Origin of the sequence: Streptomyces lomondensis (assembly GCF_014651035.1) — a bacterium.
GTDB classification, from domain to species: Bacteria; Actinomycetota; Actinomycetes; order Streptomycetales; family Streptomycetaceae; genus Streptomyces; species Streptomyces lomondensis.
Map to the genome: position 1 here is coordinate 825,195 of NZ_BMWC01000002.1, position 26,081 is coordinate 851,275.

Genomic DNA, 26,081 nt, shown 5'->3' on the forward strand with positions numbered 1-26,081 from the left:
CCACGCACCCGCACCCAAAACTCAGACCCGCATCGGCTGCGGCGATTCGCGCCGCAACGGGTCGGGCCCCTCAAACTCCCGAATGATCTCGTACCGCGTATTCCGCTCCACGGGCCGGAACCCCGCATCCCGAATCAGATCCAGCAGATCCTCACGGGTCAGCTTGTTGGGCGTACCGAAGTTGTCGGCGTCATGGGTGATCTTGTACTCAACCACCGACCCGTCCATGTCATCGGCACCATGCTGCAAGGCCAACTGCGCGGTCTGGACGCCGTGCATGACCCAGAACACCTTCACATGCGGCACGTTGTCGAACAGCAACCGCGACACCGCGAAGGTCTTCAACGCCTCCGCCCCCGTCGCCATCTGCGTCCGGGCCTGAAGCCGGTTACGGACCTTGCCGTCCTTCACGTCCACGAAGTCGTGCTGGTACCGCAGCGGGATGAAGACCTGGAACCCCCCGGTCTCGTCCTGGAGCTCACGCAGCCGCAGCACATGGTCCACCCGGTGCCGGGGCTCCTCGATGTGCCCGTACAGCATCGTGCACGGGGTCTTCAGCCCCTTCTCGTGCGCGAGCCGGTGGATCCGGGACCAGTCCTCCCAGTGGGTCCGGTGGTCCACGATGTGCTGCCGGACCTCCCAGTCGAAGATCTCCGCACCGCCACCCGTGAGCGACTCCAGCCCCGCGTCGATCAGCTCGTCCAGGATCTCGGACGCGCTCATCCCGGAGATCGTCTCGAAGTGGTGGATCTCGGTGGCCGTGAACGCCTTCAGCGACACGTTCGGCAGCGCGGCCTTCAGCTCGCGCAGCGACCGGGGGTAGTACCGCCACGGCAGGTTCGGGTGCAGCCCGTTGACGATGTGCAGCTCGGTGAGGTTCTCCGACTCCATCGCCTTGGCGAGCTTGACGGCCTCCTCGATGCGCATCGTGTACGCGTCCTTCTCCCCCGGCTTGCGCTGGAAGGAGCAGTACGCGCAGGAGGCCGTGCACACGTTGGTCATGTTGAGGTGCCGGTTGACGTTGAAGTGCACGACGTCGCCGTTCTTGCGCGTCCGCACCTCGTGCGCGAGGCCGCCGAGCCAGGCCAGGTCGTCCGACTCGTACAGCGCGATGCCGTCCTCACGAGTCAGCCGCTCACCGGAGCGGACCTTCTCCTCCAGCTCGCGCTTGAGCCCGACGTCCATACCCACACCTTTCTGAGACAGCCCGACCAACCGTACGCCTACGCCTCTTCCGGCAGTTCCCCGACCCGGTTCTCCCACTTCGTGGAGAGCACGATGGTGGTGCGCGTCCGGGAGACACCCTTGGTCCCGCTGAGCCGCCGGATGATCTTCTCCAGGCCGTCCACATCGGCCGCCCGCACCTTGAGCATGTACGAGTCGTCGCCCGCGATGAACCAGCAGTCCTCGATCTCCGAGAGGTCCCGCAGCCGCTGCGCCACGTCCTCGTGGTCCGTGGCGTCGGAGAGCGAGATGCCGATCAGGGCGGTGACGCCGAGGCCGAGCGAGGCGGCGTCGACGGTGGCCCGGTAGCCGGTGATGACACCGGCCGCCTCCAGCCGGTTGATGCGGTCGGTGACGCTGGGTCCCGACAGCCCGACGAGGCGTCCCAGCTCCGCATAGGAGGCCCGGCCGTTCTCCCTCAGGGCCTGGATGAGCTGCCTGTCCACCGCGTCCATTGCGATCGAAGCCTTCCGCTGAAGTTGTCGTTGAGTCCGATGAGGTTCGGGTGCGCTCAGCCGGCGCGGTGTGCTCCGCCGCCGAGCTCACCTTGCCAACGGCGGTAGAGCCGGTGCGGCACGCCCGCCGCGTCGAGTACGCGTCCGGCGACGAAGTCCACCAGGTCCTGGATGTGCGTCGCGCCCGCGTAGAAGGCGGGTGAGGCGGGTACGACGGTCGCGCCCGCGTCGTCGAGGGTGACCAGGTGCCGCAGGGTCTGGCCGTTCAGCGGGGTCTCGCGTACGGCCACGACGAGCGGGCGGCCCTCCTTCAGGGTCACGCTCGCCGCCCGCTGCAACAGGTCCTTCGACAGCCCGAGCGCGACTCCGGCCACGCTCGCGGTCGAGGCGGGCACGATGAGCATGCCCTTGGTGGGGTACGACCCCGAGGAGGGGCCGGCGGCCAGGTCACCGGCGCTCCAGTGCCGTACTGCGTCGAGGTCGACGGAGAAGGTGTCCGGCTTGCCGTCGGCGCCCCGGGACAGCCATTCGCGCAGGTCGTCCCGCCAGTGGGCGTCCCGGAAGGAGATCCCGGTCTCGTCCAGCAGGGTGAGCCGGGAGGCCCGGGACACCACGAGGTCGACGCTCTCGCCGGCGGCGAGGAGGGCCCGCAGCACGGCAGCGGCATACGGGGTGCCGGAGGCGCCGGACACCCCTACGATCCAAGGCGTACGCGGTGTCTCGCCTGGCTTGACTGGGTTCACAGGACCGAGCCTATCCGGCGTCGCAGGGTGGGAACCGGCCAAGGGGTGCGGGCCGTTGCACAGACGGGGATGAGCGAGCACTGGGGGTCGCCATGTCGAATGTGCAAGCCGGGTGGTCGAGGAGCGACCGCGCAATGACCGCGGGCAAGCTGATGCTGGCCTGGGTCGCGCTGCTGTGGCTGCTGGAAGTGGTGGACACGGCGACCGGTCACGCGCTGGACGGCTTCGGCGTCACCCCGCGCGATCCGTCCGAGCTGGCCGACGTCGTCCCGTCGGCGTTCATCCACTTCGGCTTCGCCCACCTGACCGCGAACACGCTGCCGCTGCTGGTCCTGGGCTTCCTCGCGGCACTCACGGGCCTACGGCGTTTCCTCCTGGTCTGCGCGCTGATCGTGATCGCGGACGGCCTGGGCGTCTGGCTCATATCCCCGGCGCACACCAACACGGCGGGCGCCTCCGGCCTGATCTTCGGCCTCTTCGGCTTCCTCCTGGTCACCGGCTTCGTCGAACGCCGCCCGCTGGGCATCCTGGTCGGCATCGTCATCGCCGCGATCTGGGGCGGCTCCATCCTCACGGGCCTGGCCCCGACCCAGACAGGCGTCAGCTGGCAGGGGCATCTACTGGGGCTGCTGGCGGGCATCGCAGCAGCGTTCCTGTTCAGCCGCCGCCCGACCCGGGGCCCACGGGAAGCCGACTGGTCTCGACCGTGAGGCGCCCGATCCTGGTCTCGACGGTGACCCTGCCGCCGTACGGGAGCATGTCCCGACCGCGGTAGCCGTCGGGGCCGGGGTTCCAGAGGGTGATGACGTGCCCCTTCTGCGGGTCGAAGATCAGGTAGTTCGGGATGCCCCGGGACGCGTACTGCTTGTTCTTGACCTCGTAGTCGTTACGGACGCTTTCCGGGGACACCACCTCGACGACGAGCTCGATCAGGTCGGCCGGGTACGCGATGCGGTTCTCGGCCACCGCATCGGCCGGGACGACGGCGAGATCGGGGCAGAACTCATGGGCGTCGTCGAAGGGGAACACGACACCGCTGACGACGTCCCACCCTGGCGGCAGCTGCGGTTCGACGACCGCCCACAGCCGCTGAACGGTCTCCCCGTCGAACGGCCGCACCGGGCTCGCGACGACACTGCCTTCCACGATCTCCACGTGAAACCCCGGGAACGCGTCCTCGAAGCGGGCGAGCTGAGCGCGAAGGCGGTCCATGGGCCGCACCGTATTCAGACGGTCAGACCACGCACCAGCAGATCCAGCAGCGCGCACACGAAAAGGGCGATGCCGATGAAGCCGTTGACACTGAAGAACGCGCGGTTCACGCGCGACAGGTCGTGCGGGCGGACGATCGAGTGCTCGTACAGGAACGCGGCGGCGACGATCATCAGGCCCAGCCAGAAGAACGTGCCCGCGTCGGTGGCCAGGGCGTACCAGACGAACAGGGCCGTCGTGAGGGCGTGGCAGACCCGTGCGCCCCAGATGGCCGCCGGGATGCCGAAGCGCGCGGGGACGGACATGACGCCGATCTCGCGGTCGGTCTCGACGTCCTGGCAGGCGTAGATCAGGTCGAAGCCGCCGATCCAGATGCCCACGGCGAGACCGAGTATCACCGCGTCCCAGGACCAGGACCCCGTGATCGCCAGCCAGCCGCCGATCGGGCCCATCGCCTGGGCGAGACCCAGGATGGCCTGCGGGAAGTTCGTGAACCGCTTGCCGTACGGGTAGACCACCATCGGGATCACCGCGATCGGCGCCAGCGCCAGGCACAGCGGGTTCAGCAGGGCCGCCGCCCCCAGGAACACGGCGAGGGCGATCAGCGCACCCGTCCAGGCGTGCTTCACCGACATCGCACCGGTCACCAGTTCGCGGTGCGCCGTACGCGGGTTCCTCGCGTCGATCTCCCGGTCGATGATCCGGTTGACCGCCATGGCGAAGGTCCGCAGCCCCACCATGCAGACGGTGACCAGCAGCAGCCGGACCCAGTGGATGTTCCCGTCCCACTGGTACATCGCCGTGAGCGCGGCGATATAGGCGAAGGGCAGCGCGAAGACCGAGTGCTCGATCATCACCAGCCGCAGGAACGCCTTGGTGCGTCCCGGCTGCGGGATCGCGGCGGAAGCGGAGGTCACAGGCCGTACTCCTTCCAGCGGCGGTCCACCTTCGCCGCCGTCTCGGGATCGGACTCCACCATGTCGGGCCAGCCGCCGTCGCGGGTGTAGCCCTCCTCGGGCCACTTCTTCGTCGCGTCGATCCCGGCCTTGCCGCCCCAGAACTGCTGGTAGGAGGCGTGGTCGAGGTGGTCGACGGGGCCCTCGACGACCGACAGGTCGCGGGCGTAGTCCGTGTTGCCGAGCGCCCGCCAGGCGACCTCGTGCAGATCGTGCACGTCGCAGTCGGAGTCGACGACCACGATCAGCTTGGTCAGCGACATCATGTGCGCGCCCCAGATGGCGTGCATGACCTTCTGCGCGTGCTTCGGGTACTTCTTGTCGATCGAGACGATCGCGCAGTTGTGGAAGCCGCCCGCCTCCGGCAGGTGGTAGTCCACGATGTCCGGCACGATGATCTTCAGCAGCGGCAGGAAGAAGCGTTCCGTCGCACGACCGAGCGGTCCGTCCTCCGTCGGAGGCCTGCCTACGACGATCGACTGGAGCAACGGCCGCTTCCGCATCGTCACGCAGTCGATCTTCAGCGCCGGGAACGGCTCCTGCGGCGTGTAGAAACCGGTGTGGTCGCCGAAGGGCCCCTCGGGCAGCATCTCGCCCGGCTCCAGCCAGCCCTCGATCACGACCTCCGCCTGCGCCGGCACCTGGAGCGGCACGGTCTTGCAGTCGACCATCTCGATCCGCTTGCCCGCGAGGAACCCGGCGAACAGGTACTCGTCGATGTCCCCGGGCAGCGGCGCGGTGGAGGCGTACGTCACGGCGGGCGGACAGCCGAAGGCGATCGCGACGGGCAGCCGCTCGCCCCTCCGCGCCGCCACCTGGTAGTGGTTCCGGCTGTCCTTGTGGATCTGCCAGTGCATGCCGATGGTGCGCCGGTCGTGCCGCTGGAGCCGGTACAGGCCGAGGTTGCGGACGCCCGTCTCCGGGTCCTTGGTGTGGGTCAGCCCCAGGTTGAAGAACGACCCGCCGTCCTTGGGCCAGGTGAACAGGGCGGGCAGCTGGTCGAGGTCGACGTCGTCCCCGGTGAGCACGACCTCCTGCACCGGGCCGTCCTTCACCTTCTTCGGCGGGACGTGCGTCATCGCGCCGAGCTTGCCGAACGCCTCGCGCACGCCCACGAACCCGTGCGGCAGCTCGGGCTTCAGCAGCCCGCCGATCCGCTCCGAGATCTCGCCGTACGACTTCAGGCCCAGGGCCTTCAGCAGCCGCCGGTCCGTGCCGTACACGTTCATCGCGAGCGGCAAGCTCGACCCGCGTACGTTCTCGAAGAGCAGCGCGGGGCCGCCGGCCTTCTGCACCCGGTCGACGATCTCCCCGACCTCCAGATACGGGTCCACCTCGGCCTTGATGCGCTTGAGGTCGCCCTCGCGCTCCAGCGCCCTGAGCAGGGAGCGAAGATCGTCGTAAGCCATGGGGTCCAGTATCCCCGAGCGGCTACCCTGGCCTGGAACCGCCCACCGCTTTCGCTGAGAGGCCGCGCATGCTCCGGGTACTGATGTTCCTCGTGCCGCTGGCGCTGAGCGTGTACGCGTTCATCGACTGCATCAGCACGAAGGACGACGACATTCGTCACATGCCGAAGCCGTTGTGGGCGATCCTCGTGCTGCTGTTTCCGCTCGTCGGCTCGATCTCCTGGCTCATCGCGGGCAAGAAGAGGAGCGCGGCGGGGGGCCGTCCCCGGCCCCGGCAGTGGGTGGCGCCGGACGACAACCCCGAGTTCTTGAAGTCCCTCGACGACGAGGAGAAGAGGGACGACGAGCCGTAGTCCTCAGAGAGCGGCCGTGAACGCGGACCAGGCGGACCGGGCGACGAGCAGGACGGGTCCGTCAGGGTTCTTGCTGTCGCGGACGGTGACGGTTGCGGAGAAGCCGGGGGCTATTTCGATGCAGTCCCCGCCGTTTGTGCCGCTGTAGCTGCTCTTGATCCAGGTTGCCGCGCTGAGTTCGTGACTGCTCATCGTGCTCGTACCCCTTCATCAAGTCGCTGATCAGAGCGGCTGATTCGCGGGCGGACAGCGCGTCGGCCCTGAGCACATCATAGGTGTGGCGATGCCTCGCGAAGAGGGCCGGATTGTCGTTGAAATGGCCTTGATCCAGCGACTCGGAGTACACCCACTGGTGCCCGTCCGGCAGCGTGATCAGCGACATGGACGTGTTGGGGCGGTCGATGTCCGGGTCGTCGGCGGGTACGACCTGGATGCGGATGTTGGGACGCTGTCCCACCTCCAGCAGATGGGCGAACTGGTCGCGCATGATCGCCGTGCCGCCCACCCTGGTGCGCAGGCAGCTCTCGTCGAGTACGGCCACGAACAGGGGTCCGTCCGGGGCGAGGAAGCGTCGCTGTCGGCTCATCCGCGCCTTGACGCGCTCTGCCACCTCGTCCTGGTCCACGATGTGCCGGGCGAACAGCGCCCACGCGTAGTCCTGCGTCTGCAACAAGCCCGGAATCACGTTGGCCTGGTACGACAGCAGCGAGACAGCCTCCGCGTCCATACGCACTCGCCGCTCGAACCAGTCGGGATGCTCCACCTGCGGATACCAGTCGATCCGGCCCCACAGCCGAAGCAACACCCCACCCGTACCCAGAAGTTCGTCACAGGACTTGGCGAACGTGTCCTGGGGGACCCTCGTCCCCGCCTCCACCCGCGCCACATGCGACCGGTCGCACGGGATCTGCCTCGCGAGGCCCTCCTGCGTGAGCAGCGCCGCCTCGCGGAAGTGCCGTAGCACCTCCCCGAACACCGCCGCCGTACTCGCGCCCGACTCCGCCCCGCCGTTCCGTCGGCTCACGGCTTCCCCCTCCGTGACAGTGCACCGGTGTCACACGCCAAGCATTGAACCGGACCATTCCCCTGCGCAACGCTCGATACACCGAGAGTGACGGAGGTGCACCAAATGGAACCGGGAACGCTCGTCTACGACCAGCGGGCGCGCAGGGTCGGCGAGTACCAGGACAAGTCCGGCCCGCACGTGATGCTGCGCCCGGTCGGCGGCGGCCGGGAGTGGCAGGCGGACGCGGCCGAAATCAGGGTGGCGACGCTGGAGGAACGGCTCAGTGCGGGCGTCCGCGCGGCCAACGACCGTTCCAGGGAAGGGCTGTCGGCCGATCCGAACCGGCCTCCGCTGCCCGTGCGCGGGTGCGCGACGTGCGAGGAGCTGTCGGTCCGGCGGGACAGGGCTCGGGTGGCGTTCGACGCGAGTGCCGTGACGGACGCGAACGTCCTGCTGCGCAAGCACCAACGCGAGGAGCACGGCGGGGAGTCGGCGACCGGCCGCAGGATCTTCCGGTACGTGCCGTACACGATCGTGCAGGACGCGTCCGCCCTGCCGGAGTACCAGGCGTACTGCGTCTCCGGCGAGGACGCGGACTGCGGGGCGAGTTCGGGGCCGTGCCGGGCGCCCGGGGAGGTGGAGGAGTGGCAGCGCAGGCACACGCAGGAGACGCGGCACCTGCGCTACCGCCGTAGTTTCGCCGACTACGCGGTGCTGGAGAGGCAGGGCTGACGCAGCTGCTGCGGGACGCCCTCCGCGATGAGCCGGCCGCCGCCGGATCCGCCCACCGGCCCGAGGTCGATCAACCAGTCGGAGGCCTGGATGACATCGAGGTTGTGCTCGATGGTGACGACCGAGTGCCCGGCGTCGACGAGGCGCTGGAGGACGTCGAGGAGGCGGGCGGTGTCGGCGGAGTGCAGGCCCGTCGTCGGCTCGTCCAGCAGGTACAGGGCGCGTCCGGTCGTCCGCCGTCCCAGTTCCTTGGCGAGTTTCAGGCGCTGGGCCTCGCCGCCGGAGAGGGTGGTGGCGGGCTGGCCGAGGGGGAGGTAGCCGAGGCCGACGTCCGCCATCCGCCGGAGCCGGGTGGCGACCGCCGGGACGTCCGCGAACACGGTCAGCGCCTCGTCCACGGTCGCTTCGAGCACCTCGGCGATGTCGTGGCCCTCGTGGCGGACGGAGAGCACCTCGGGCCGGAAGCGGCGGCCCTTGCAGCCGGGGCAGCGCACCTCCACGGCCGGGAGGAAGTGCATGCGGACGGTGAGGACGCCCGCGCCCTCGCAGCGTTCGCAGCGTCCGCCCGGGACGTTGAAGGAGAAGTGGCCCGCGGTCAGGCGGCCCTGGCTGCGGGCCGCGAAGACCTCGCGGATCGGGGTGAAGACGTCCGAGTAGGTCGCCGCGTTGGAGCGCGGGAGGCGGCTGATGGGCTCCTGGTCGATGAGGACGGCCTTGGAGAGGTGCTCCCAGCCGTCGATGCCGTCGTGTTCGGCGGGCAGTTCGCCCGCGCGGTGGAAGTGCCGGCGGGCGGCCCGGCCGAGGATGTCCAGCAGCAGCGTCGACTTGCCGGAGCCGGACGGGCCCGTGACCGTCACCAGGCGGCGCAGCGGTATCCGTACGGTGAGGTCCTTGAGGTTGTGGGCCCGGGCCCCGCGGATGACGACGGCCGTGTCGCTGTCGCCGCGTGCGCGTGACCGGGGCGTGGACAGCCGGCCCGACAGGTAGGCGCCGGTCACCGAGCCCTCGGTGCGGGCGACCTCGTCCGGCGTGCCGGCCGCGACGATCCGGCCGCCGTCCCGGCCCGCGCCCGGGCCGACGTCGACCACGTGGTCCGCGGCGCGCAGCACCTCCAGGTCGTGCTCGATGACGAGCACGGTGTTGCCGAGGTCGCGCAGACGGCGCAGGACGTCGACCAGGCGGGCGGTGTCCGAGGGGTGCAGGCCGATGGTCGGCTCGTCGAGGACGTAGAGCACGCCGGTGAGTCCGGAGCCGAGCAGGGCGGCCAGGCGCAGCCGCTGCGTCTCCCCGGCGGAGAGGCTGGGCGTGGCCTGGGCGAGGGTGAGGTAGCCGACGCCGACGTCCACCAGGCGCCGTACGCGCTCCTCCAGGTCGGCGACGACCGGCTCCACGAGCAGCCACTCGTCGCCGTCCGACTGGCTTCGCAGGCCGGTCAGCCAGGTGGCGAGGTCGGTCAGCGGAAGCGCGGCCGCCTCGACGATGGTGAGGCCGTGCACGGTCACCGCCCGGCTCTCCGCCCGCAGCCGGGTCCCGCCGCAGTCGCCGCAGGGCTGCTTCACCAGGCCCTGCTGTTCGGCCCGTTCGCGGTACTCGGGGTCGTCGGCGCGGTCGGTGTAGCGGCGCAGCAGCGCGGTCGCGACGCCTTCGAAACGGCCTGCGGAGACGGTCGCCGGTGGGTCGGTGTCCGGGAAGTGCCGCCGGAACTCGGGGCTTTCGACGCCGTGGAGGAGCAAGTCCCGTTGCCGGGCGTCCAGCTCGTCGACCGGCTGGTCCGCGTCGAAGGTGAAGCCGTAGTGCGCGGCGGCGGCCCGCAGCACGGGCAGGCTCCACTCGGTGTACTTCGCGTTCCAGCCCCGTACCGCCCCCTCGGCGACCGACCGGCCGCCGTCGACCAGGCGTTTGGCATCGGGGCGGATCACCTCGCCCAGGCCGGTGCAGGCCGGGCAGGCGCCCGCGGGCTTGTTGAAGGAGAAGGAGCCCATGACCGGTTCGGGCACGAGGGTGCCGCAGTGCGGGCAGGGCCGCTGCTCGGCCTCGGCGTCCTCGTCGGGCTCGCTGTCGTCGGCGTACGACGGCGGAATGCTCTGCTTGCAGCCGGGACACGGCCGTACGCCGATGCGCGACCACAGCAGCCGCAGATAGGTGAAGACCTCGGTGACCGTGCCGACCGTGGAGCGCGGGCTGCGGTTGGTGTGGTGCTGGTCGACGCTGATCGACGGGGACAGGCCGGTGATCGAGTCGACGGCGGGCTTGCTGACGAAGCCGGTGACCATGCCCAGCGACTCCAGGTACTGCCGCTGGCCCTCCTGGTGGAGGGTGTCGAAGGCGAGCGTGGACTTGCCGGAGCCGGACAGGCCGGTCATGACGACCAGCTTGTTCTTCGGGAGGGAGAGGGAGACGTTCTTGAGGTTGTGGAGACGGGCGCCGGTGACATGAATGCAAGGGTCAATGCGGGATTCAATGCGGGAGTCCATTCCTTCAAGTCTTCCATTGAAGCCCGATATTGAGACTTATGAGCTGTCAACGAGCTGCTGTCTGCCATAACCTTCAAATCGATGACGAACGACGACCGCCGCTTGCGCCCCGTCGACCTGGCCCGCCTGGCCGGTGTCTCGACGCAGCAGATCCGCAACTACGAGGAGGCCGGGGTACTCCCACCGGCCGCGCGGACCGCGTCCGGCTACCGCGTCTTCGGGGAGGTGCACCGCCGTGCGCTGCTGGCGTACCGGACCATGCTCCGGGGATACGGCCCGGTGACGGCGACGCGCATCATGCGGACCCTGCACGGCGGGGACGCCCCCGGCGCACTCGCACTGGTCGACGCCGCGCACGCCGCGCTGCACGAGGAGCGGGTGTCCCTGCGGGCGGCGAGCGAGGCGCTGGAGCTGCTGGCGGCGGAACCAGTCGGGATGCTCCCCCGATCCGGCGGCGGGCTGCGCATCGGCGAGGTGGCCGCCCTGCTGGGCGTACGCACCTCCGCGCTACGGGTATGGGAGGCAGCCGGCCTGCTCACCCCGTGCCGCGAGCGCGGCACGGGCTACCGGCTCTACGAACCCACCGATGTCCGCGACGCCCGACTGGTCCACACCCTGCGCCGCAGCCACTACCTGTTCGACCAGATCAGGCCGGTCCTGGAGGGCCTACGGCGCGAGGGCAGCACGGAGGCACTCCGCGCGGCGATCACGGCGCGGGGGGAGGCCCTGACGGCGCGGACGCGGGGGATGGTGGAGGGGGCGGGGGCGTTGCATGCCTACCTCGACGCCGCCCTCGCCGAGGCCTCGACGTAGCGCCGAAACCCCTGAGCCAAGGGCTCGAACCCACACGCGGCGTAGAAGGAGTGCACGTACGCGTCATCCGCCGCCAGCAACTGCACCTTGTAACACTCGGCGGCCTCTCCCAACCGCACGGCGGCGTCCATCAGCAGCCGCCCCACGCCGCGCCGCCGGTGGGAACCGGCCACGACGACGTTCTCCACGAACAGAATGGACCGCCCACCGCGGGTGAGATTCGGCATCACGATGCAGTCCGCCGTACCGGCCACGCGGCCCTCGACATCGGCCACCAGGACGGTCCGCCCCTGCTGCGCCGCTATCGCCGCCCAGACGGCGTCCACGGACGCGCGGGACAGCGGTGGATCTTCCGGGTTCAACTCGCCGTAGAGGGCGAGCAACTGGGGGAGGTCCGCTTCGGTGGCGGGGCGGGTTTTGATCATCATGGGGTGAGCGTAGGGCGGATCTGACCACACCTTCGGGGGGCCGCCGTGAAGTCCTCGGCCAGGGGACCTCTTGGGCCGCTACTCTCCTGGGCTCCCGAGTAACAGCCGCTGCCGACGCGAGGAATGCCAGCATGGACGACGAACCGCTGAAGGACTGGGCGGAACGCCGCGACGCGAGGATCGGCCGCCTTCGTGCCGTACCGGTCGTCTCCAGCGACGGCCCCCGGGGGTCGCATCTACAGCCGGATGCCCCACGTGTCATCGAGCGCTGGAACGGGCACGCCTGGGAGCCGTACGCCTACGCCGCCGACCTGACGGAGGCGAAGGCGCTCCTCTACCCGGAGGCGAACGGGGCTGCGCCTGCGGGGCCGGCGCCGAAGCCGCTCGGTCCCGGCACCGGGAAGCATCGCAGGCCTCCGGCGCCCAGGTAGAACGGGCGCGGGCATCCCCCTATCGCCGTCAGCCCGGGCCGTGATGAGTCCGGCCCTGACCCGGCACCTCTCCGGCTCGGCCAGCACGGGGACGTCCACGCGGGTGCGGGGAGCACATGCTGTTCTCGCAGGACGGCGAATCCTACGGGGGACCATCCCCGCGGGTGCGGGGAGCACTCGTCCAGCTCGATGTCCTGCCAGTCCATCGGGGGACCATTCCCGCGAGTGCGGGGAGCACGCTGCCTTGGCCTTCTTGTTGAGAAGGTAGCCGGGACCATCCCCGCGGGTGCGGGGAGCAGTGCCACACCCACACCCGCAGGGGGCCGGTGTAGGGACCATCCCCGCGGGTGCGGGGAGCAGCCGCTCGCGCAGATCATCGGCGCTGAGCTGGTGGGACCATCCCCGCGGGTGCGGGGAGCAGGGCTCTGGGCGGGAACGGGTGCGCTGCGGGGAGGGACCATCCCCGCGGGTGCGGGGAGCAGCCTCGGCGTCGGGGCTGAACACGAGCAGTGCGGGGACCATCCCCGCGGGTGCGGGGAGCAGCGATACGACCCCCCGACCGCGACGCAGGTCCGGGGACCATCCCCGCGGGTGCGGGGAGCAGACTGCGCTGCTGTGCGGCCACCAGGGGCAGCCGGGACCATCCCCGCGGGTGCGGGGAGCAGAACTCGCCCGACCACCACTTCACACGGATCGAGGGACCATCCCCGCGGGTGCGGGGAGCAGCCGTCGGGGTGGATGGTGACGAGGGGCTGCCCGGGACCATCCCCGCGGGTGCGGGGAGCAGCGGCGTCGTCGTCGACCCGTCTGTCCTGCTCTCGGACCATCCCCGCGGGTGCGGGGAGCAGATGTCGGACGTCTCGGTCCTGATCAGGTAGCCGGGACCATCCCCGCGGGTGCGGGGAGCAGCCCGACGCCCGCCCGATCATCGCGGTCTCGCGGGGACCATCCCCGCGGGTGCGGGGAGCAGGAGGGGATGCACGAGGCACGGCGCGAAGCGTCGGGACCATCCCCGCGGGTGCGGGGAGCAGTTGAAGCCCGACCCCGACGCGGCGGTGCCGACGGGACCATCCCCGCGGGTGCGGGGAGCAGTTCGACAGGATCGACGGGAACAGCGTCATCGTGGGACCATCCCCGCGGGTGCGGGGAGCAGATATCCCAGCCGGCGTCCTGCATGGCCCGCAGGGGACCATCCCCGCGGGTGCGGGGAGCAGGTCGCGCCCTTCGGCCTCGGCGAGTTCGTCGAGGGACCATCCCCGCGGGTGCGGGGAGCAGTGCCTGGGGTGACGGTGTGGCCGCTGCTGGTGAGGACCATCCCCGCGGGTGCGGGGAGCAGTTCCACGCCTGGAACGACCTCCCTGAGCGCACGGGACCATCCCCGCGGGTGCGGGGAGCAGGCTTCAGGCGCCCTGCTGATGGCCACAGAGCCGGGACCATCCCCGCGGGTGCGGGGAGCAGAGCGCCTGCACGGTGAGCTCGGCGTTGTCGACGGGACCATCCCCGCGGGTGCGGGGAGCAGGGCGTGAGCACCGCTTCGGGCTGGCGCAGGTGGGGACCATCCCCGCGGGTGCGGGGAGCAGAGTTGTTCGGAGCGGACCCAGTCGGGGCGGGGGGGGGACCATCCCCGCGGGTGCGGGGAGCAGATTGACCGCCAGCGTGACGATAAGCCCCGCAAGGGACCATCCCCGCGGGTGCGGGGAGCAGCAGTGGTCCGGTGTCCGCTCGCCCACCGGGACGGGACCATCCCCGCGGGTGCGGGGAGCAGGTGGGGCGGTCGCCGTGCTGGGGTGAGGGGTTGGGACCATCCCCGCGGGTGCGGGGAGCAGTTGGCGGAACGGATCGCGGAGCACGTCAAGCAGGGACCATCCCCGCGGGTGCGGGGAGCAGGAACCGAGGTCGATACCGACGATGATCCGGTCGGGACCATCCCCGCGGGTGCGGGGAGCAGACTGGATGACCTGCGGTGTTATGGCGGGGAGGACATGGTTTCGCTGATTATCAAGGATTCCGGCAAATTAGACATGACGCACCCCCGAGTCCCCTGGCGCTCTGCTGCAGATCCACAGCAAGCCGATCAGCATAAGGTGTCTGTGGGTGGATTTCTTGAGGATCTGCCTATTCGCGGATTCCGCTGTCTGCCGCCGCAGCCTCGCTGTATCAATCGTTCATGAGCGGTGGGGGAAATGCCAAAGCCGGCATGTTGCGTCGCCTCGGGAAAGCGGCACGGTCGGTGTGGGCCAAGCATGATCGGGATGCTGAGGGCTGGCTGCCGTTGTGGCGGCACATGGAGGACAGTGCCGCGGTGGCCGGGTTGTTATGGGACCAGTGGCTGCCTGTAGGAGTGCGACGGCTGGTAGCCGAGGCGTTGCCGGAAGGGGAGTCCGACGCTCGCGCCCTCGCGGTATGGCTCACCGGCGTGCACGACATCGGCAAAGCCACCCCCGCCTTCGCCTGCCAGGTCGATCAGCTTGCCGACATGATGCGGGACCAGGGCCTGGAGATGCGCTCGGCCAAGGCGATGGGACCAGATCGTCGTATCGCTCCGCATGGTCTTGCCGGGCAGCTCCTGCTCGGGGAATGGCTGGAGGAGCGACACGGGTGGGCGTCCGCTCGGACCGGGCAGTTCACGGTCGCCGTGGGCGGGCATCACGGCGTGCCGCCCGAGCACGGCCAGATCAAGGCCCTCTATGAGCACGAGGAATTGCTGCGTACTCCCGGCCCGAGCAGCCGTGTCTGGCAGCAGGTGCAGACCGAGTTGTTGGATGCCTGCGCGCGCAATTTCGGCGTAGGAGAACGGCTCGGTGAGTGGCGAAAAGTGAGCCTGCCACAGCCGGCACAAGTGCTCCTCACCGCACTGGTCATCGTCTCCGACTGGATCGCCAGCAATCCGGATCTCTTTCCGTACTTCCCCGACGGGGCGGATCGCACCCACGAGGAGCGTATTGACGCGGCGTGGCGTGGACTTGATCTACCGACCCCCTGGCGGGCCGAGGAGCCTGCACTGAGTGGGCAGGAGTTGTTCGTCTCCCGCTTCGGGCTCCCTGCCGAAGCCAAGGTGCGCCCTGTCCAGGAGGCGGCCGTAGAACTGGCCCGGGAGATGGAGACTCCCGGATTGATGATCGTCGAGGCCCCCATGGGAGAGGGCAAGACAGAAGCGGCGCTCGCCGTGGCAGAGATCTTCGCCGCGCGCTCGGGTGCGGGCGGGGTGTTCTTCGCCCTGCCCACCATGGCCACCGGCAACGCCATGTTCCCGCGCCTGATCGACTGGCTGGATCGGCTGCCCGGAGTGGCGGGTTCACGGCGCTCAGTGCACCTGGCTCATTCGAAAGCAGCTCTCAACGAGGACTTCGCCGGCCTCATGTCCCGTGCAGGGCGAGTCGCGGCCGTCGACTTGGACGAGGCGGAGGCCGAGTCCCGTCAGCGTCCGGACGAGCGGCGTGCTGGTGCCGAACTCGTGGCGCATGCCTGGTTGCGGGGCCGCAAGAGGGCCATGCTGGCCTCGTTCGTGGCAGGCACCATCGATCAACTGCTGTTCATGGGGCTGAAGAGCAGGCACCTGGCCCTTCGTCACCTTGCCCTCGCCGGCAAAGTCGTCGTCATTGACGAGGCGCACGCCTACGACACCTACATGAGCGTGTACCTCGACCGGGTGCTGTCATGGCTGGGGGCCTACCGAGTCCCCGTGATCGTGCTGTCGGCGACGCTGCCCGCCACGCGTCGTCATGGGCTCCTACAGGCGTATGCGGGAGCCGGCATCGAGTCCACCGCCGGGGGCGGCATGGACGCCGGTGATTACCCACTGCTCACCGCCGTCACTCCAGGAGGCACTCCCGTGGTACGCGGTCCCCGAGCGTCCGGCAGGACCACGGATGTCGAGGTGGAGTGGCTCGCCGACGACATGGACGTACTCGCGGACCGGTTGGAGAGCGAACTCGTCGGTGGCGGATGCGTTCTGGTCGTGCGCAATACGGTTCGGCGAGTGCTGGGGGCTGCCCGCGTCCTGCGGGAGAGGTTCGGTGACGACGACGTCACCGTCGCGCACTCGTGCTTCGTCGACATCGACCGGGCAGCGAAAGACAGAGACCTGCTCCAGCGCTTCGGCCCGCCGGGGAAGGCCACCGGTCGTCCCGAAAGGCGTCACATCGTGGTGGCCAGCCAGGTGGCAGAGCAGTCCCTGGACGTGGACTTCGACCTTCTGGTGAGCGATCTGTGCCCTGTTGACCTGCTCCTCCAGCGCATGGGTCGGCTGCACCGACACCAGCGTGGGGAGGACCAGAGCGAGCGGCCCGAGCTTCTGCGAACGGCTCGATGCCTTCTCACAGGAGCCGACTGGGGCGACCGAGTCATGGACGTCCCCGAGCCGGTGCGGGGCTCGATCGCCGTGTACGGGCTGTACCCGCTGCTGCGCTCTGCCGCGGTCCTGCTGCCCCATCTGGAAGGCGGGACGAAGCGTCCGGTACGGCTGCCATCGGACATCAGCGCGCTCGTGCGGGGAGCGTACGGGGAAAGACCGGTTGGGCCGGAACTCTGGGCGCTTGCGCTGGCTGAGGCTCGTGTGCAGTTCGACGAGCACCGGGCGGATCAGGCCGAGCGTGCCGCCGTCTTTCGCCTCGGCGATGTCGGGCGGCCGGGCAGAGCGCTGTTCGGCTGGGTCGCTGCGGGGGTGGGGGACGTCGACGACACTCGGACCGGGCGGGCTCAGGTCCGGGACAGCCGCGAGGCCTTGGAGGTCGTCGTCGTACAACGACGTGCCGATGGAAGCCTCGCCACCCTGCCGTGGCTGGAGGCGGACCGGAAGGGAAGGCAACGCGGAGGGCTGGAGCTGCCGCAGGATCAGCCGCCCACACCGCTCGCGGGCCGTACGGCGGCGAGTTGCGGACTGCGGCTGCCTATGCAGTTCTCCTACGCGGAAACCATGGACCGGGCCATCGAGCAACTGGAGCAGCTGTACTTGCCAGCCTGGCAGGGCAAGGACAGCCCCTGGCTCTCCGATCAGCTGATTCTCACGCTCGACGAGGAGTGCCAGACCCGCCTGGCAGGCTTCTCACTTCGTTACAGCCGTCTCGACGGCCTGGAGGTGACCCGTGACAGCTGAACCGCCCGCGTCGGGCGGGAGCACGATCCCGTCGTTCGACCTGACCAGGAGGCCGTGGATCGAGGTCCTCAGACGTGATGGGTCGCAGGACGAGTTGTCGTTGCGTCAGGTGTTCGCCCAGGCAGACGACCTGCGCCGCATCGTGGGGGAACTGGCCACCCAGGAACTGGCTCTGCTACGCCTCCTGTTAGCCGTTGCCCACGACGCCCTCGACGGTCCCGGCGACACCGAGGAATGGGCGGACCTGTGGGGCGACCCCGAGTGTTTCGCGCCTGTCCAGGCCTACCTGGATACCCACGCCGAGCGCTTCGACCTCCTCCATCCCGACGTCCCGTTCTTCCAGACCGCCGGGCTCCGCACCGCCAGGGACGAGGTCTTTCCGCTCAACCGGATCGTGGCCGACGTCCCCAACGGCGAGCCGTTCTTCACCGCCCGTATGCCCGTCGTGGGGCGGCTGACCTTCGCCGAGGCCGCCCGCTGGGTGGTCCACGCCCACGCCTACGACACGTCCGGTATCAAGTCCGGCGCGGTGGGCGACGACCGGGTCAAGGGGGGCAAGGTCTACCCGCTCGGCACAGGTTGGGCCGGCCAACTCGGCGGCGTCTTCGCCGAAGGCGGCACCTTGCGCGAGACCCTGTTGCTCAACCTCATCGCGGCTGACACCCAGGAACTGGAGGTCGCGGCACATGATCGGCCGGCCTGGCGGCGCGAACCGTGCGGTCCGGGCGGTTCCGAACGCCCCGCGACCGGCCCGCGCGACCTCTACACCTGGCAGTCGCGCCGCCTGCGGCTGCACTTCGACGAGGCTGGCGTCCACGGTGTCGTCCTCGGCTACGGCGACCCACTTGCGTCCCGGAACATGCACCGCCGGGAGCCGATGACCGCATGGCGGCGCAGCACCACCCAGGAGAAGAAACTGCGGCAGTCACCGGTCTACCTGCCCCGTGAGCACGACCCGGCCCGTTCGGCCTGGCGGGGCATCGCCTCCCTCGTCGCCGACCGCACGGAGGCCACACAGGGAGCGGAGGCAGCCATGTACCTCCGTCCAGGCGTCCTCGAATGGATCGCCAGGCTGGTCACCGAGGGGCAGCTGCCGCGCCGTTCCCTCGTCCGGGCCCGTGTGATCGGTGCCCGATACGGAACGCAGCAGTCCGTGGTCGACGACATCATCGACGATCACCTGACGATGCCCGTCGTGCTGCTCCACCAGCAGGATCGCACGTACGCCCAGCAGGCCATCGGCGCCGCGGAGGACGCCGACCTGGCGGTGAGAGCCCTCGGAGACCTCGCCGCCGACCTGGCACACGCCGCTGCAAACGACCGGGAAGGGCCCCGCGCAGCGGCCCGCGAAACCGGGTTCGACATGCTGGAGGAGCCCTACCGCCGCTGGCTGTCCGACTTGGCCGAGGCCGGCGACCCGTTCGAACAGCGGGGCGCATGGAAACAGGAGGTGCGCCGCCTGGTCGGCCGGCTCGGCGACCGCCTCATCACGGCCGCGGGCCATGCCGCCTGGCAGGGCAGGACCATCGCGGACAAGAAGGGCACCCAGTGGCTCAATGACGGCCTCGCCGACACGTGGTTCCGCGCACGCCTGGCCAGGGCGCTGGGGGACCCCGGCGATCGCGAGGGCCTGCCTGAACCCGTCCATTCCTCGGCCGGCACGCCGGACACCCCCGTCCTGCCCGACACGGAGGCCCACGTATGACCACCACCCCGGCAGCCCCGCCCTCGACTCGCTCCCGTGTCGCCGAACTGGCGGCCGCACGCATCACGCTGTGGCAGGAGGGATACCTCCGCGACAGCCCCAGAGAGGTCGCCGCGCTCGCGCGCCTGCGCCGCGGTGCAGGCCGGGATGCCGCTGAGATGCCCGACCTGTGGAGCCTCGTCGACACCGGTCCTCTTCACGCCGACGCCTCCCGGTCGCTGAGCGAGCAGGAGTTGAGCCGGGCCGAGGACGCCCTGTACGCGGTCCTGACTCTCTGGGCACTCCACCAGCAGTCCCGCGGTGCGCGAATGCACCGCCCGCACACGCGCACACGACCGACGGGCCTGGGCGCAGCCGTACGACACCTGATGCCGCCGGGCGGAATCGACGAGCCCGTCCGCAAACGCCTGGTGCGTGCCGGTACAGCGCCCGACCTGGTCAGCCTCACCCAGAGGCTGCGCGACATCGTCGTCCTCCTGCGCCGCGCGGACGTCCCACTCGACTACGGCCTGCTCGCCGGACAGCTCTACGCCTGGCAGTGGCCGGGCGGGCCCGGCGCCGTCCGCCGAGAGTGGGGCCGCTCCTTCCACCAGACCTGGCAGCAGCCCGGACCAGCCGGTGAACACCCCACGACTCCGCCCCACACCACGGACACCCACAAGGACGCCTCGTGAACCGCATCTTCCTGGACGTGCACGCTCTCCAGACCGTCCCGCCCAGCAATCTCAACCGGGACGACACCGGCGCACCCAAGTCGGCCGTCTACGGAGGCGTGCCACGTGCCCGCGTATCCAGCCAGTCGTGGAAGCGGGCCATCCGCACCTACTTCCGTGACGAGCACCTGCTGGATCCCGGCGAACTCGGCGTGCGCACCAAGAAGGTTGTGGAGCTGCTTGCCGAGCGGATCTCGCGACTCGACCCGGCCCTGGCCGCCGAGGATGCACTGCGGCTCGCCGACGAGACGGTCAGGGCCACCGGTCTCAAGACCGAAGTTCCCAAGAGGAAGGCCGACCAGGCCAAGGACGGTGCGCCGGCTCCCGCCCCGGAGAGCAAGTACCTGGTGTTTCTCAGCTCCCGCCAGCTCGACGGTCTGGCCCGATTCGCCCTCGACGGCGCGGCCGACATCACGGCCTTCCTGAAGGACAAGAAGAACAAGGACCGCGCCCGCGAGATCGCCGACACCCGACACTCCGTGGACATCGCCCTCTTCGGCCGCATGGTCGCCGACGCCGCGGACATCAGCGTCGACGCCGCGGTGCAGGTCGCCCACGCCATCAGCGTCCACCGAGTGGAGAACGAGTCCGACTACTACACCGCCGTCGACGACGAGAACACGGAGGGGGAGACCGGCGCAGGCATGATCGGCACCGTCGACTTCAACTCCGCCACGCTCTACCGCTATGCGGCCCTCGGCGTGCACCAGCTCGCCGCCAACCTCGGTCAGGGACTACGCGAGGACGAACCGCGAACCGAGCCTGTGCGCCGTGCCGTCGAGGCGTTCGTGCACAGCTTCATCGCATCTCTGCCCACCGGAAAGATCAATACGTTCGGGCACCACACGCACCCCGACGCAGTCGTGGTCAAACTCCGTACCACCAGGCCGGTCAGCTTCGTCGCCGCCTTCGAGGAGCCGGTCCACAGTGACGGAGGCGGTCATCTGCGGGAGGCCGCCGAGCGGCTCGCTGCGTACGTTCCGGAGATCGAACGCGCCTACGGTGACAAGGAGACAACCCTCACCTGGGTGCTGCGCGTCGGCCCGAGCACCCAGAAACTCGGTGCCCTCGGCACCGAATCCGACTCCCTGCACGATCTCGTGACAGCCGTCGGTCGAGCCGTGGCGGATCGCCTGGAAGAACCCGCATGAGCCGCCGCACGAGCGTGCTCGCCCTCCGCCTGGCAGGCCCCCTGCAATCGTGGGGGGCCTCCTCCCGATTCACCCGCCGTACCACCGAGTCCGCCCCCACCAAGAGCGGCGTCGTCGGCCTGCTCGCCGCCGCAGTCGGCATCGACCGCGACGACGACACACGCCTCGGCCCCCTGGCGGCACTGCGGTTCGGAGTCCGCATCGACCAACCCGGCACCCGCATCCGGGACTTCCAGAAAGCGGTGCATCCGGTCACAGAAAAAACCATGCCGCTGTCGGAGAGGTTCTACCTCGCCGATGCTGTTTTCGTCGCCGCGGTCGAGGGCGAGCACCCTTTGCTCGCCGAGTTGTACGCCGCACTCCAAGCTCCGGTGTACGCACCGTTCCTCGGCCGCCGCTCCTGCCCACCCTCCGGGCCGGTCGAACTGGGCCTGCACGAGAACGCCTGCCTGGAGGACACGCTGAAGGAACTTCCCTGGCAAGCGTCCGGCTGGTACCGCAGGCGCCACCGCCACGAGCCCCCCGACAGGCTGACCGTCCTCCGCGAGAAAGCGGCCGACGAACAGGGGGCCACAGACGTCCTACGCGACCAGCCGATCAGCTTCGCGGCAGCTCACCGCCGCCACGCGTTGAGGACGGTCGTCACCACCCAGGTGCCCATGCCACCCGACCCGCTGGACGGGCCCCAGCATCACGATCCGTTCGAGGCACTGTCCGAAGTGCCGGAGGAAGAGAGCGCCTGATGTACCTCTCCCGCTTCCGCGTCAACACCGCGCGGCCCGGTGCCCGACGCCTGCTCTCCTCGCCGCAGGCCATGCATGCGGCCGTGATGTCCTCATTCCCCCACCTGTTACCCACAGACGTCCCGGTCCCCGACGCGCCGCGGGTGCTGTGGCGTCTGGACCAACGTGCTCGTGCCGAGGTGGTGCTGTACGTCGTCAGCTCCGACCGGCCCGACCTCACCCACCTGGTCGAACAGGCCGGCTGGCCCGCCGCAGCGACCGCCGATCCGCAGAACCCCGGCTGGCAGACGAGGCCCTACGCACCCTTCCTCGACCGCCTGGCCACCGGCGACCGCTGGTCCTTCCGCCTGACCGCGAACCCCGTGCACACCATCCGCCGCAAGGAGGGCGAGCCCCGGAAGGTCACCGCCCACCTCACGCCGGTCCACCAGATGGGCTGGCTGCTCGACCCGCAACGCCAGGAACGCTGCGGTTTCCGGATCCTCGAAAAGCCCGACGACCGGCGCCTTCTGCCCCACGGCACGACCCACCGCGGCAGACCGCACCCAGGCGACCGGTACGAGTTGTCCATCGGTGACACACGCTCGCTGTCCTTCGACAAAGCCCGTGGCACGGACGGCAGTCGCCGCGGCAAGCCAGTCACGCTCGTCACCGTCACTTTCGACGGACGGCTGGAGGTCACCGACCCCGACGCCCTGCGCCGCACTCTGACCCAGGGCATCGGTCGGGCAAGGGCGTACGGCTGCGGTCTCCTGACCCTGGCCCCCCTTGCCCCTTCCACGCGGCAGACAGCATGAGCACGGTCTCCCGGCGCCCGGGGCTCAGCCCGAGACAGCTCACCCGCACCGGTGAACGGCTCTCCTTCGTCTACCTGGAACGCTGCACGGTGCACCGCGACGCCAACGCCATCACGGCCCAGGACGCGGAAGGCACCACCCATATTCCGTCGGCCACGATCGGCACTCTCCTCCTCGGCCCGGGAACACGCGTCACTCACCAGGCCATGAGCGTGCTGGGCGAGACAGGTGCGGCCGTTTGCTGGGTCGGCGAACAGGGCGTGCGCTACTACGCTTCCGGCCGCGCCCTCAGCCGCTCCTCCGCGCTCATGGAGGCCCAAGCCCGGCAGTGGGCCAACCCGCGCAGCCGACTTGCCGTGGCACGGGCCATGTACCGTCTGCGCTTCCCGGACGAGGACCCCGCCGGCCTCACTCGACAGGAACTCCTCGGCCGGGAGGGAAGACGAGTCAAGGAGTGCTACCGCACAGAGGCTGCCCGTACCGGCGTCCCCTGGCGTGGCCGCCGCTATGTCCCCGGTGACTTCACGAGCGGCGACGCCGTCAACCAGGCCGTCACTGCCGCCGCCCAGTGCATGTACGGCATCTCTCACGCCGTCGTCACCTCGCTGGGATGCAGCCCCGCCCTCGGCTTCGTCCACTCCGGCCACGAGCTGTCCTTCGTCCTGGACATCGCCGACCTCTACAAGACAGAGATCGGAATCCCACTCGCGTTCGACGTGGCCGCACAGGACGAGGAGGACGTAGGCCCTCGCACGCGCCGCGCGCTGAGAGACCGCATCAACGAGACCTCTTTGCTGCACCGATGCGTTGACGACATCAAACGACTCCTACTGCCGCCGGAGACGGCCGACTCCACGGACCAGGACGTCGTAACGCTCCAGAGCGATGGCGGCCATCAGGTCGCTTCCGGCATCAACTACGACGGACCTGACGACTACGGGGATGAGCTCTGGTGACGATCATCGTGCTCACCAACTGTCCGGCCGGCCTGCGCGGCTTCCTCACACGCTGGCTGCTGGAGATCTCCGCGGGCGTGTTCGTAGGCAATCCGTCGGCCAGGATCCGCGACGTCCTCTGGGACGAGGTCCGGCAGTACGCAGGCCAGGGCCGCGCCCTACTGGCCCACACCACCAACAACGAACAAGGCTTCACTTTCCGCACGCACGACCACACATGGCACCCGACGGATCACGAGGGCCTCACCCTGATCCACCGCCCCAACCTGAGCGCACCCGCCCCCGACCGACGGTCGGGCTGGAGCAGGGCATCCAAGCGCCGACGCTTCGGAGGACGCTGATGCGCATCGAGCCCCGCATGACCGATTTGCCGGATTCAAAGAAAGTGCTCGAATACGGCACCCGGAGCTGGTAAATCCCCAGCTCACCCAGCCTGCTCCCCGCACCCGCGGGGATGGTCCCATCCCCGGCACCGCGCGGCCGACCGTACCGCCCTGCTCCCCGCACCCGCGGGGATGGTCCCGACAACGAGACCGCGTGCAGCGTGGCGGTGAGCTGCTCCCCGCACCCGCGGGGATGGTCCCGTGGTGGGCTTCTGGAACGCCTTGGGGACCTTCTGCTCCCCGCACCCGCGGGGATGGTCCCTGGCCGCAGGACCCGCAGGCGCCCCAGGACCACTGCTCCCCGCACCCGCGGGGATGGTCCCGTCACCGTAGACATCATCCCCTGAACAGGAGACTGCTCCCCGCACCCGCGGGGATGGTCCCTTCGCCCCGACGCCCGCGAAGTCCTCCTCAGACTGCTCCCCGCACCCGCGGGGATGGTCCCCTGTGGGCCATCGCCGACCAGTGCCCCGGTGACTGCTCCCCGCACCCGCGGGGATGGTCCCTTCAACCGTTGCCGGGCCTCGGGCGAGAGCCGCTGCTCCCCGCACCCGCGGGGATGGTCCGACCTCTCCAGCGTCAAGCTGTCCACGGCCGTCTGCTCCCCGCACCCGCGGGGATGGTCCCTCCTCGCGGACCGGAAACGACAACTCGTCAGGCTGCTCCCCGCACCCGCGGGGATGGTCCCACGGACCCGATCGCGCCCTTGATGGAGCCGAGCTGCTCCCCGCACCCGCGGGGATGGTCCCCGACCCGGCTGACCGTCGCGCAAGCGCTGGTCCCTGCTCCCCGCACCCGCGGGGATGGTCCCTGCTGCTGTCCCACATCGAGGCGGGCACGGTCCTGCTCCCCGCACCCGCGGGGATGGTCCCTGGCGGTCCTGATCGGGATCCTGTGGGGCAGGCTGCTCCCCGCACGCGCGGGGATGGTCCCACCAGCGCGCCGGGGGTCTTGAGGGCGGTGGCCTGCTCCCCGCACCCGCGGGGATGGTCCCCCAACCGTCACAAGGCGTGGTGCTCATGAAACCTGCTCCCCGCACCCGCGGGGATGGTCCCCTCGAGGTAGCCGTCCGTGCGGACGTCCAGCTCTGCTCCCCGCACCCGCGGGGATGGTCCCGACAAGATGGGCCGCCCCGTCGTCCGAACCATCTGCTCCCCGCACCCGCGGGGATGGTCCCATGCGGCACGACTGGCAGCCGCTGCGCGAGGGCTGCTCCCCGCACCCGCGGGGATGGTCCCCCCCCGTATGCCCCCGGATTAGGTGAACAGCAGCTGCTTCCCGCACCCGCGGGGATGGTCCCTTCCAGCTCACCGACCCGCAGACGCTCACGGTCTGCTCCCCGCACCCGCGGGGATGGTCCCGGCAGCGTGAACGTGCCGTAGTCCCGACCGTTCTGCTCCTCGCACCCGCGGGGATGGTCCCGCCGTCACCAACCGGCTCAAGATCGCATCGGTCTACTCCCCGCACCCGCGGGGATGGCCCCTACCCGGCCGCCGCCTGATGTTCGGCCGTTGGCTGCTCCCCGCACCCGCGGGGATGGCCGCTATTCGGCCTCCTTCGTCGAACGGAGCGCTGTCTAGTACCTGGGCCTAATGCGCTGCACTGAGATCAGGGCCTGAGCCACCCGCCCTGCGAGGGCCCCCGGCGCATACAACCGGGGCGGAGCCCGAAAGCGCCGCCCCGCCCTAAGTAGCCTCAGCTCAGGGCCACACCAAGCAGTACGGCTGGTGCCCCGCCTCATGCAACCGATGTGAGAAGTCCTGCCACTCATGCAGCAGTTGGTACACGTTGAACGCATCCCGGGGCCCACCCCGGTCCGGCACCGTCGACCAGATGAAGGCTGCCGCGCCCACCGCCTCCTCGCCGATCCCGCGCAGGGGGTCGACGACCGTCATGGGGAGTTTGACGACCGCGTAGTCGGGGTGCAGGACGACCAGTTCCAGGGGCGGGACCTTGTGCAGGGGGACGCCCTCGATGCCCGTGAGGACCATCGCGGCCATGGTCTCCGGCTTGATCTTCGTGAACATGCCGTTCATGCCCAGCTCGTCGCCGCCGAGCTCCTCGGGGCGCATCGAGATCGGGACGCGGGCCGCGGTCGCGCCGTCGGGCGCGCCGAAGTACTTGTACGTCACCCCCACCCGACCACCATTCCTGCTCCCGGCCCGAAGATCGTCCACCCGGCGTTCAGTACGTCCGGCGAGCCGCTCCGGTTCACTCGGCAGCCCCTGAGCCTGACGTGTTTCCTGCGTGTCCTCCGCCTCGCGCCGGTGCCTTCCCCGCCGGGCACGTCGAGGACCCAGGT

At 69.9% G+C, this 26,081-nt stretch carries 24 protein-coding genes, 1 pseudogene and 2 CRISPR repeat arrays; of the genes and pseudogenes, 13 read left to right on the forward strand and 12 right to left on the reverse strand.

Features of this window, described 5'->3' with window-relative positions:
- Positions 1-21: 21 nt before the first annotated feature.
- The 3 genes from mqnE to IE255_RS11220 are packed head-to-tail and all read right to left on the reverse strand — an operon-like array spanning position 22 to position 2,422.
- Positions 22-1,185 carry an aminofutalosine synthase MqnE gene (gene mqnE / locus IE255_RS11210; RefSeq protein WP_190050012.1) on the reverse strand — a complete coding sequence of 388 codons (1,164 nt, stop codon included), beginning with the start codon at positions 1,183-1,185 and terminating at the stop codon, positions 22-24.
- A 38-nt stretch (positions 1,186-1,223) separates the two neighbouring features.
- A complete protein-coding gene (locus IE255_RS11215; RefSeq protein WP_031117078.1) occupies positions 1,224-1,679 on the reverse strand; it encodes an Lrp/AsnC family transcriptional regulator in 456 nt (151 codons plus the stop codon).
- A gap of 56 nt (positions 1,680-1,735) precedes the next feature.
- Positions 1,736-2,422, reverse strand: coding sequence for a UbiX family flavin prenyltransferase (locus IE255_RS11220; protein WP_190050013.1), 687 nt, complete (start codon positions 2,420-2,422; stop codon positions 1,736-1,738).
- A 92-nt stretch (positions 2,423-2,514) separates the two neighbouring features.
- Here IE255_RS11220 and IE255_RS11225 point away from each other — a divergent pair, with 92 nt between their 5' ends.
- The gene (locus tag IE255_RS11225) at positions 2,515-3,132 is read left to right on the forward strand and encodes a rhomboid family intramembrane serine protease (protein ID WP_190050014.1); all 618 of its coding nucleotides are present in this window, start codon (positions 2,515-2,517) and stop codon (positions 3,130-3,132) included.
- Here the strand turns inward: IE255_RS11225 and IE255_RS11230 are convergent.
- Genes IE255_RS11230 through IE255_RS11240 form a run of 3 tightly spaced genes read right to left on the reverse strand, consistent with a single transcriptional unit; the run spans position 3,080 to position 5,999 of the window.
- Complete coding sequence (locus tag IE255_RS11230) at positions 3,080-3,634, reverse strand: Uma2 family endonuclease (protein ID WP_190050015.1); 555 nt, start codon at positions 3,632-3,634, stop codon at positions 3,080-3,082. The two genes, IE255_RS11225 and IE255_RS11230, sit on opposite strands and share 53 nt — an antisense overlap.
- 14 nt (positions 3,635-3,648) lie before the next feature.
- Positions 3,649-4,551 (reverse strand): menaquinone biosynthesis prenyltransferase MqnP, encoded by a 903-nt coding sequence (gene mqnP / locus IE255_RS11235; RefSeq protein ID WP_190050016.1) that lies wholly within the window; start codon positions 4,549-4,551, stop codon positions 3,649-3,651.
- Positions 4,548-5,999, reverse strand: coding sequence for a menaquinone biosynthesis decarboxylase (locus IE255_RS11240; protein WP_190050017.1), 1,452 nt, complete (start codon positions 5,997-5,999; stop codon positions 4,548-4,550). Before IE255_RS11240 ends, mqnP begins: the two co-directional genes overlap by 4 nt.
- A 68-nt stretch (positions 6,000-6,067) precedes the next feature.
- Between IE255_RS11240 and IE255_RS11245 the strand changes: the two genes are divergently transcribed.
- A complete protein-coding gene (locus IE255_RS11245) occupies positions 6,068-6,352 on the forward strand; it encodes a PLD nuclease N-terminal domain-containing protein (protein ID WP_190050018.1) in 285 nt (94 codons plus the stop codon).
- 3 nt (positions 6,353-6,355) lie between these two features.
- Here the strand turns inward: IE255_RS11245 and IE255_RS39105 are convergent, their stop codons facing one another.
- From IE255_RS39105 to IE255_RS40655, 3 genes and pseudogenes are all read right to left on the reverse strand, one after another.
- The gene (locus IE255_RS39105) at positions 6,356-6,466 is read right to left on the reverse strand and encodes a DUF397 domain-containing protein (protein ID WP_229906370.1); all 111 of its coding nucleotides are present in this window, start codon (positions 6,464-6,466) and stop codon (positions 6,356-6,358) included.
- Positions 6,414-7,079, reverse strand: coding sequence for a DUF5753 domain-containing protein (locus IE255_RS11250; RefSeq protein ID WP_506005213.1), 666 nt, complete (start codon positions 7,077-7,079; stop codon positions 6,414-6,416). The genes IE255_RS39105 and IE255_RS11250 overlap by 53 nt, the downstream gene beginning before the upstream one ends.
- A gap of 120 nt (positions 7,080-7,199) precedes the next feature.
- Positions 7,200-7,376 (reverse strand): annotated as a pseudogene (locus tag IE255_RS40655) (helix-turn-helix domain-containing protein); the annotation flags it as partial.
- Positions 7,377-7,481: 105 nt separating this feature from the next.
- Here IE255_RS40655 and IE255_RS40105 point away from each other — a divergent pair.
- Positions 7,482-8,090 (forward strand): DUF7848 domain-containing protein, encoded by a 609-nt coding sequence (locus tag IE255_RS40105; RefSeq protein ID WP_190050020.1) that lies wholly within the window; start codon positions 7,482-7,484, stop codon positions 8,088-8,090.
- Here the strand turns inward: IE255_RS40105 and uvrA are convergent.
- Entirely contained in the window at positions 8,063-10,564 is a 2,502-nt protein-coding gene (uvrA, locus tag IE255_RS11260; protein WP_229906359.1) for an excinuclease ABC subunit UvrA, read from the reverse strand. The two genes, IE255_RS40105 and uvrA, sit on opposite strands and share 28 nt — an antisense overlap.
- Before the next feature lie 81 nt (positions 10,565-10,645).
- Here uvrA and IE255_RS11265 point away from each other — a divergent pair, with 81 nt between their 5' ends.
- The gene (locus tag IE255_RS11265; protein ID WP_190050021.1) at positions 10,646-11,377 is read left to right on the forward strand and encodes a MerR family transcriptional regulator; all 732 of its coding nucleotides are present in this window, start codon (positions 10,646-10,648) and stop codon (positions 11,375-11,377) included.
- Here the strand turns inward: IE255_RS11265 and IE255_RS11270 are convergent.
- Positions 11,341-11,805 (reverse strand): GNAT family N-acetyltransferase, encoded by a 465-nt coding sequence (locus tag IE255_RS11270; RefSeq protein WP_190050022.1) that lies wholly within the window; start codon positions 11,803-11,805, stop codon positions 11,341-11,343. The genes IE255_RS11265 and IE255_RS11270 overlap by 37 nt on opposite strands.
- Positions 11,806-11,936: 131 nt before the next feature.
- On the opposite strand from IE255_RS11270, the gene IE255_RS11275 reads away from it, so the two are divergent.
- The 9 genes from IE255_RS11275 (at position 11,937) to cas2e (ending at position 23,737) form a co-directional block, all read left to right on the forward strand.
- Positions 11,937-12,236: a DUF6087 family protein gene (locus IE255_RS11275; protein WP_190050023.1), complete on the forward strand. Its 300-nt coding sequence runs from the start codon at positions 11,937-11,939 to the stop codon at positions 12,234-12,236.
- A gap of 87 nt (positions 12,237-12,323) precedes the next feature.
- A CRISPR array of direct repeats spans positions 12,324-14,184; the repeat unit is 29 nt; unit sequence GGGACCATCCCCGCGGGTGCGGGGAGCAG.
- 219 nt (positions 14,185-14,403) lie between these two features.
- Positions 14,404-17,331, forward strand: a complete 2,928-nt coding sequence (cas3, locus tag IE255_RS11280) for a CRISPR-associated helicase Cas3' (protein ID WP_190050024.1) — start codon at positions 14,404-14,406, stop codon at positions 17,329-17,331.
- On the forward strand, positions 17,321-19,036 hold the full coding sequence (gene casA / locus IE255_RS11285) for a type I-E CRISPR-associated protein Cse1/CasA (protein ID WP_190050025.1): 1,716 nt from the start codon (positions 17,321-17,323) through the stop codon (positions 19,034-19,036). Before cas3 ends, casA begins: the two co-directional genes overlap by 11 nt.
- On the forward strand, positions 19,033-19,710 hold the full coding sequence (gene casB, locus IE255_RS11290) for a type I-E CRISPR-associated protein Cse2/CasB (RefSeq protein WP_190050026.1): 678 nt from the start codon (positions 19,033-19,035) through the stop codon (positions 19,708-19,710). Before casA ends, casB begins: the two co-directional genes overlap by 4 nt.
- Positions 19,707-20,900 carry a type I-E CRISPR-associated protein Cas7/Cse4/CasC gene (gene cas7e / locus IE255_RS11295; RefSeq protein ID WP_190050027.1) on the forward strand — a complete coding sequence of 398 codons (1,194 nt, stop codon included), beginning with the start codon at positions 19,707-19,709 and terminating at the stop codon, positions 20,898-20,900. The genes casB and cas7e overlap by 4 nt, the downstream gene beginning before the upstream one ends.
- The gene (gene cas5e, locus IE255_RS11300; protein ID WP_190050028.1) at positions 20,897-21,643 is read left to right on the forward strand and encodes a type I-E CRISPR-associated protein Cas5/CasD; all 747 of its coding nucleotides are present in this window, start codon (positions 20,897-20,899) and stop codon (positions 21,641-21,643) included. Before cas7e ends, cas5e begins: the two co-directional genes overlap by 4 nt.
- A complete protein-coding gene (cas6e, locus tag IE255_RS11305) occupies positions 21,643-22,440 on the forward strand; it encodes a type I-E CRISPR-associated protein Cas6/Cse3/CasE (RefSeq protein ID WP_190050029.1) in 798 nt (265 codons plus the stop codon). Before cas5e ends, cas6e begins: the two co-directional genes overlap by 1 nt.
- Positions 22,437-23,396 (forward strand): type I-E CRISPR-associated endonuclease Cas1e, encoded by a 960-nt coding sequence (gene cas1e, locus IE255_RS11310; protein ID WP_190050030.1) that lies wholly within the window; start codon positions 22,437-22,439, stop codon positions 23,394-23,396. The genes cas6e and cas1e overlap by 4 nt, the downstream gene beginning before the upstream one ends.
- A complete protein-coding gene (cas2e, locus tag IE255_RS11315; protein ID WP_190050031.1) occupies positions 23,393-23,737 on the forward strand; it encodes a type I-E CRISPR-associated endoribonuclease Cas2e in 345 nt (114 codons plus the stop codon). Before cas1e ends, cas2e begins: the two co-directional genes overlap by 4 nt.
- A 92-nt stretch (positions 23,738-23,829) precedes the next feature.
- Positions 23,830-25,323: a CRISPR direct-repeat array (repeat unit 29 nt; unit sequence CTGCTCCCCGCACCCGCGGGGATGGTCCC).
- Between the two features lie 156 nt (positions 25,324-25,479).
- Here cas2e and IE255_RS11320 read toward each other — a convergent pair.
- Positions 25,480-25,917, reverse strand: a complete 438-nt coding sequence (locus IE255_RS11320) for a hypothetical protein (RefSeq protein ID WP_003974483.1) — start codon at positions 25,915-25,917, stop codon at positions 25,480-25,482.
- Between the last annotated feature and the right edge of the window lie 164 nt (positions 25,918-26,081).

Excerpts from the sequence above, each read along its gene's own strand:
- mqnE (WP_190050012.1), bottom strand. The coding sequence starts at position 1,185 with ATGGACGTCGGGCTCAAGCGCGAGCTGGAGGAGAAGGTCCGCTCCGGT.
- IE255_RS11215 (WP_031117078.1), bottom strand. The coding sequence starts at position 1,679 with ATGGACGCGGTGGACAGGCAGCTCATCCAGGCCCTGAGGGAGAACGGC.
- IE255_RS11225 (WP_190050014.1), top strand. The coding sequence starts at position 2,515 with ATGTCGAATGTGCAAGCCGGGTGGTCGAGGAGCGACCGCGCAATGACC.
- IE255_RS11230 (WP_190050015.1), bottom strand. The coding sequence starts at position 3,634 with ATGGACCGCCTTCGCGCTCAGCTCGCCCGCTTCGAGGACGCGTTCCCG.
- IE255_RS11240 (WP_190050017.1), bottom strand. The coding sequence starts at position 5,999 with ATGGCTTACGACGATCTTCGCTCCCTGCTCAGGGCGCTGGAGCGCGAG.
- IE255_RS11245 (WP_190050018.1), top strand. The coding sequence starts at position 6,068 with ATGCTCCGGGTACTGATGTTCCTCGTGCCGCTGGCGCTGAGCGTGTAC.
- IE255_RS11250 (WP_506005213.1), bottom strand. The coding sequence starts at position 7,079 with ATGGACGCGGAGGCTGTCTCGCTGCTGTCGTACCAGGCCAACGTGATT.
- IE255_RS40105 (WP_190050020.1), top strand. The coding sequence starts at position 7,482 with ATGGAACCGGGAACGCTCGTCTACGACCAGCGGGCGCGCAGGGTCGGC.
- uvrA (WP_229906359.1), bottom strand. The coding sequence starts at position 10,564 with ATGGACTCCCGCATTGAATCCCGCATTGACCCTTGCATTCATGTCACC.
- IE255_RS11265 (WP_190050021.1), top strand. The coding sequence starts at position 10,646 with ATGACGAACGACGACCGCCGCTTGCGCCCCGTCGACCTGGCCCGCCTG.
- IE255_RS11270 (WP_190050022.1), bottom strand. The coding sequence starts at position 11,805 with ATGATGATCAAAACCCGCCCCGCCACCGAAGCGGACCTCCCCCAGTTG.
- IE255_RS11275 (WP_190050023.1), top strand. The coding sequence starts at position 11,937 with ATGGACGACGAACCGCTGAAGGACTGGGCGGAACGCCGCGACGCGAGG.
- cas3 (WP_190050024.1), top strand. The coding sequence starts at position 14,404 with ATGAGCGGTGGGGGAAATGCCAAAGCCGGCATGTTGCGTCGCCTCGGG.
- casB (WP_190050026.1), top strand. The coding sequence starts at position 19,033 with ATGACCACCACCCCGGCAGCCCCGCCCTCGACTCGCTCCCGTGTCGCC.
- cas5e (WP_190050028.1), top strand. The coding sequence starts at position 20,897 with ATGAGCCGCCGCACGAGCGTGCTCGCCCTCCGCCTGGCAGGCCCCCTG.
- cas6e (WP_190050029.1), top strand. The coding sequence starts at position 21,643 with ATGTACCTCTCCCGCTTCCGCGTCAACACCGCGCGGCCCGGTGCCCGA.
- cas1e (WP_190050030.1), top strand. The coding sequence starts at position 22,437 with ATGAGCACGGTCTCCCGGCGCCCGGGGCTCAGCCCGAGACAGCTCACC.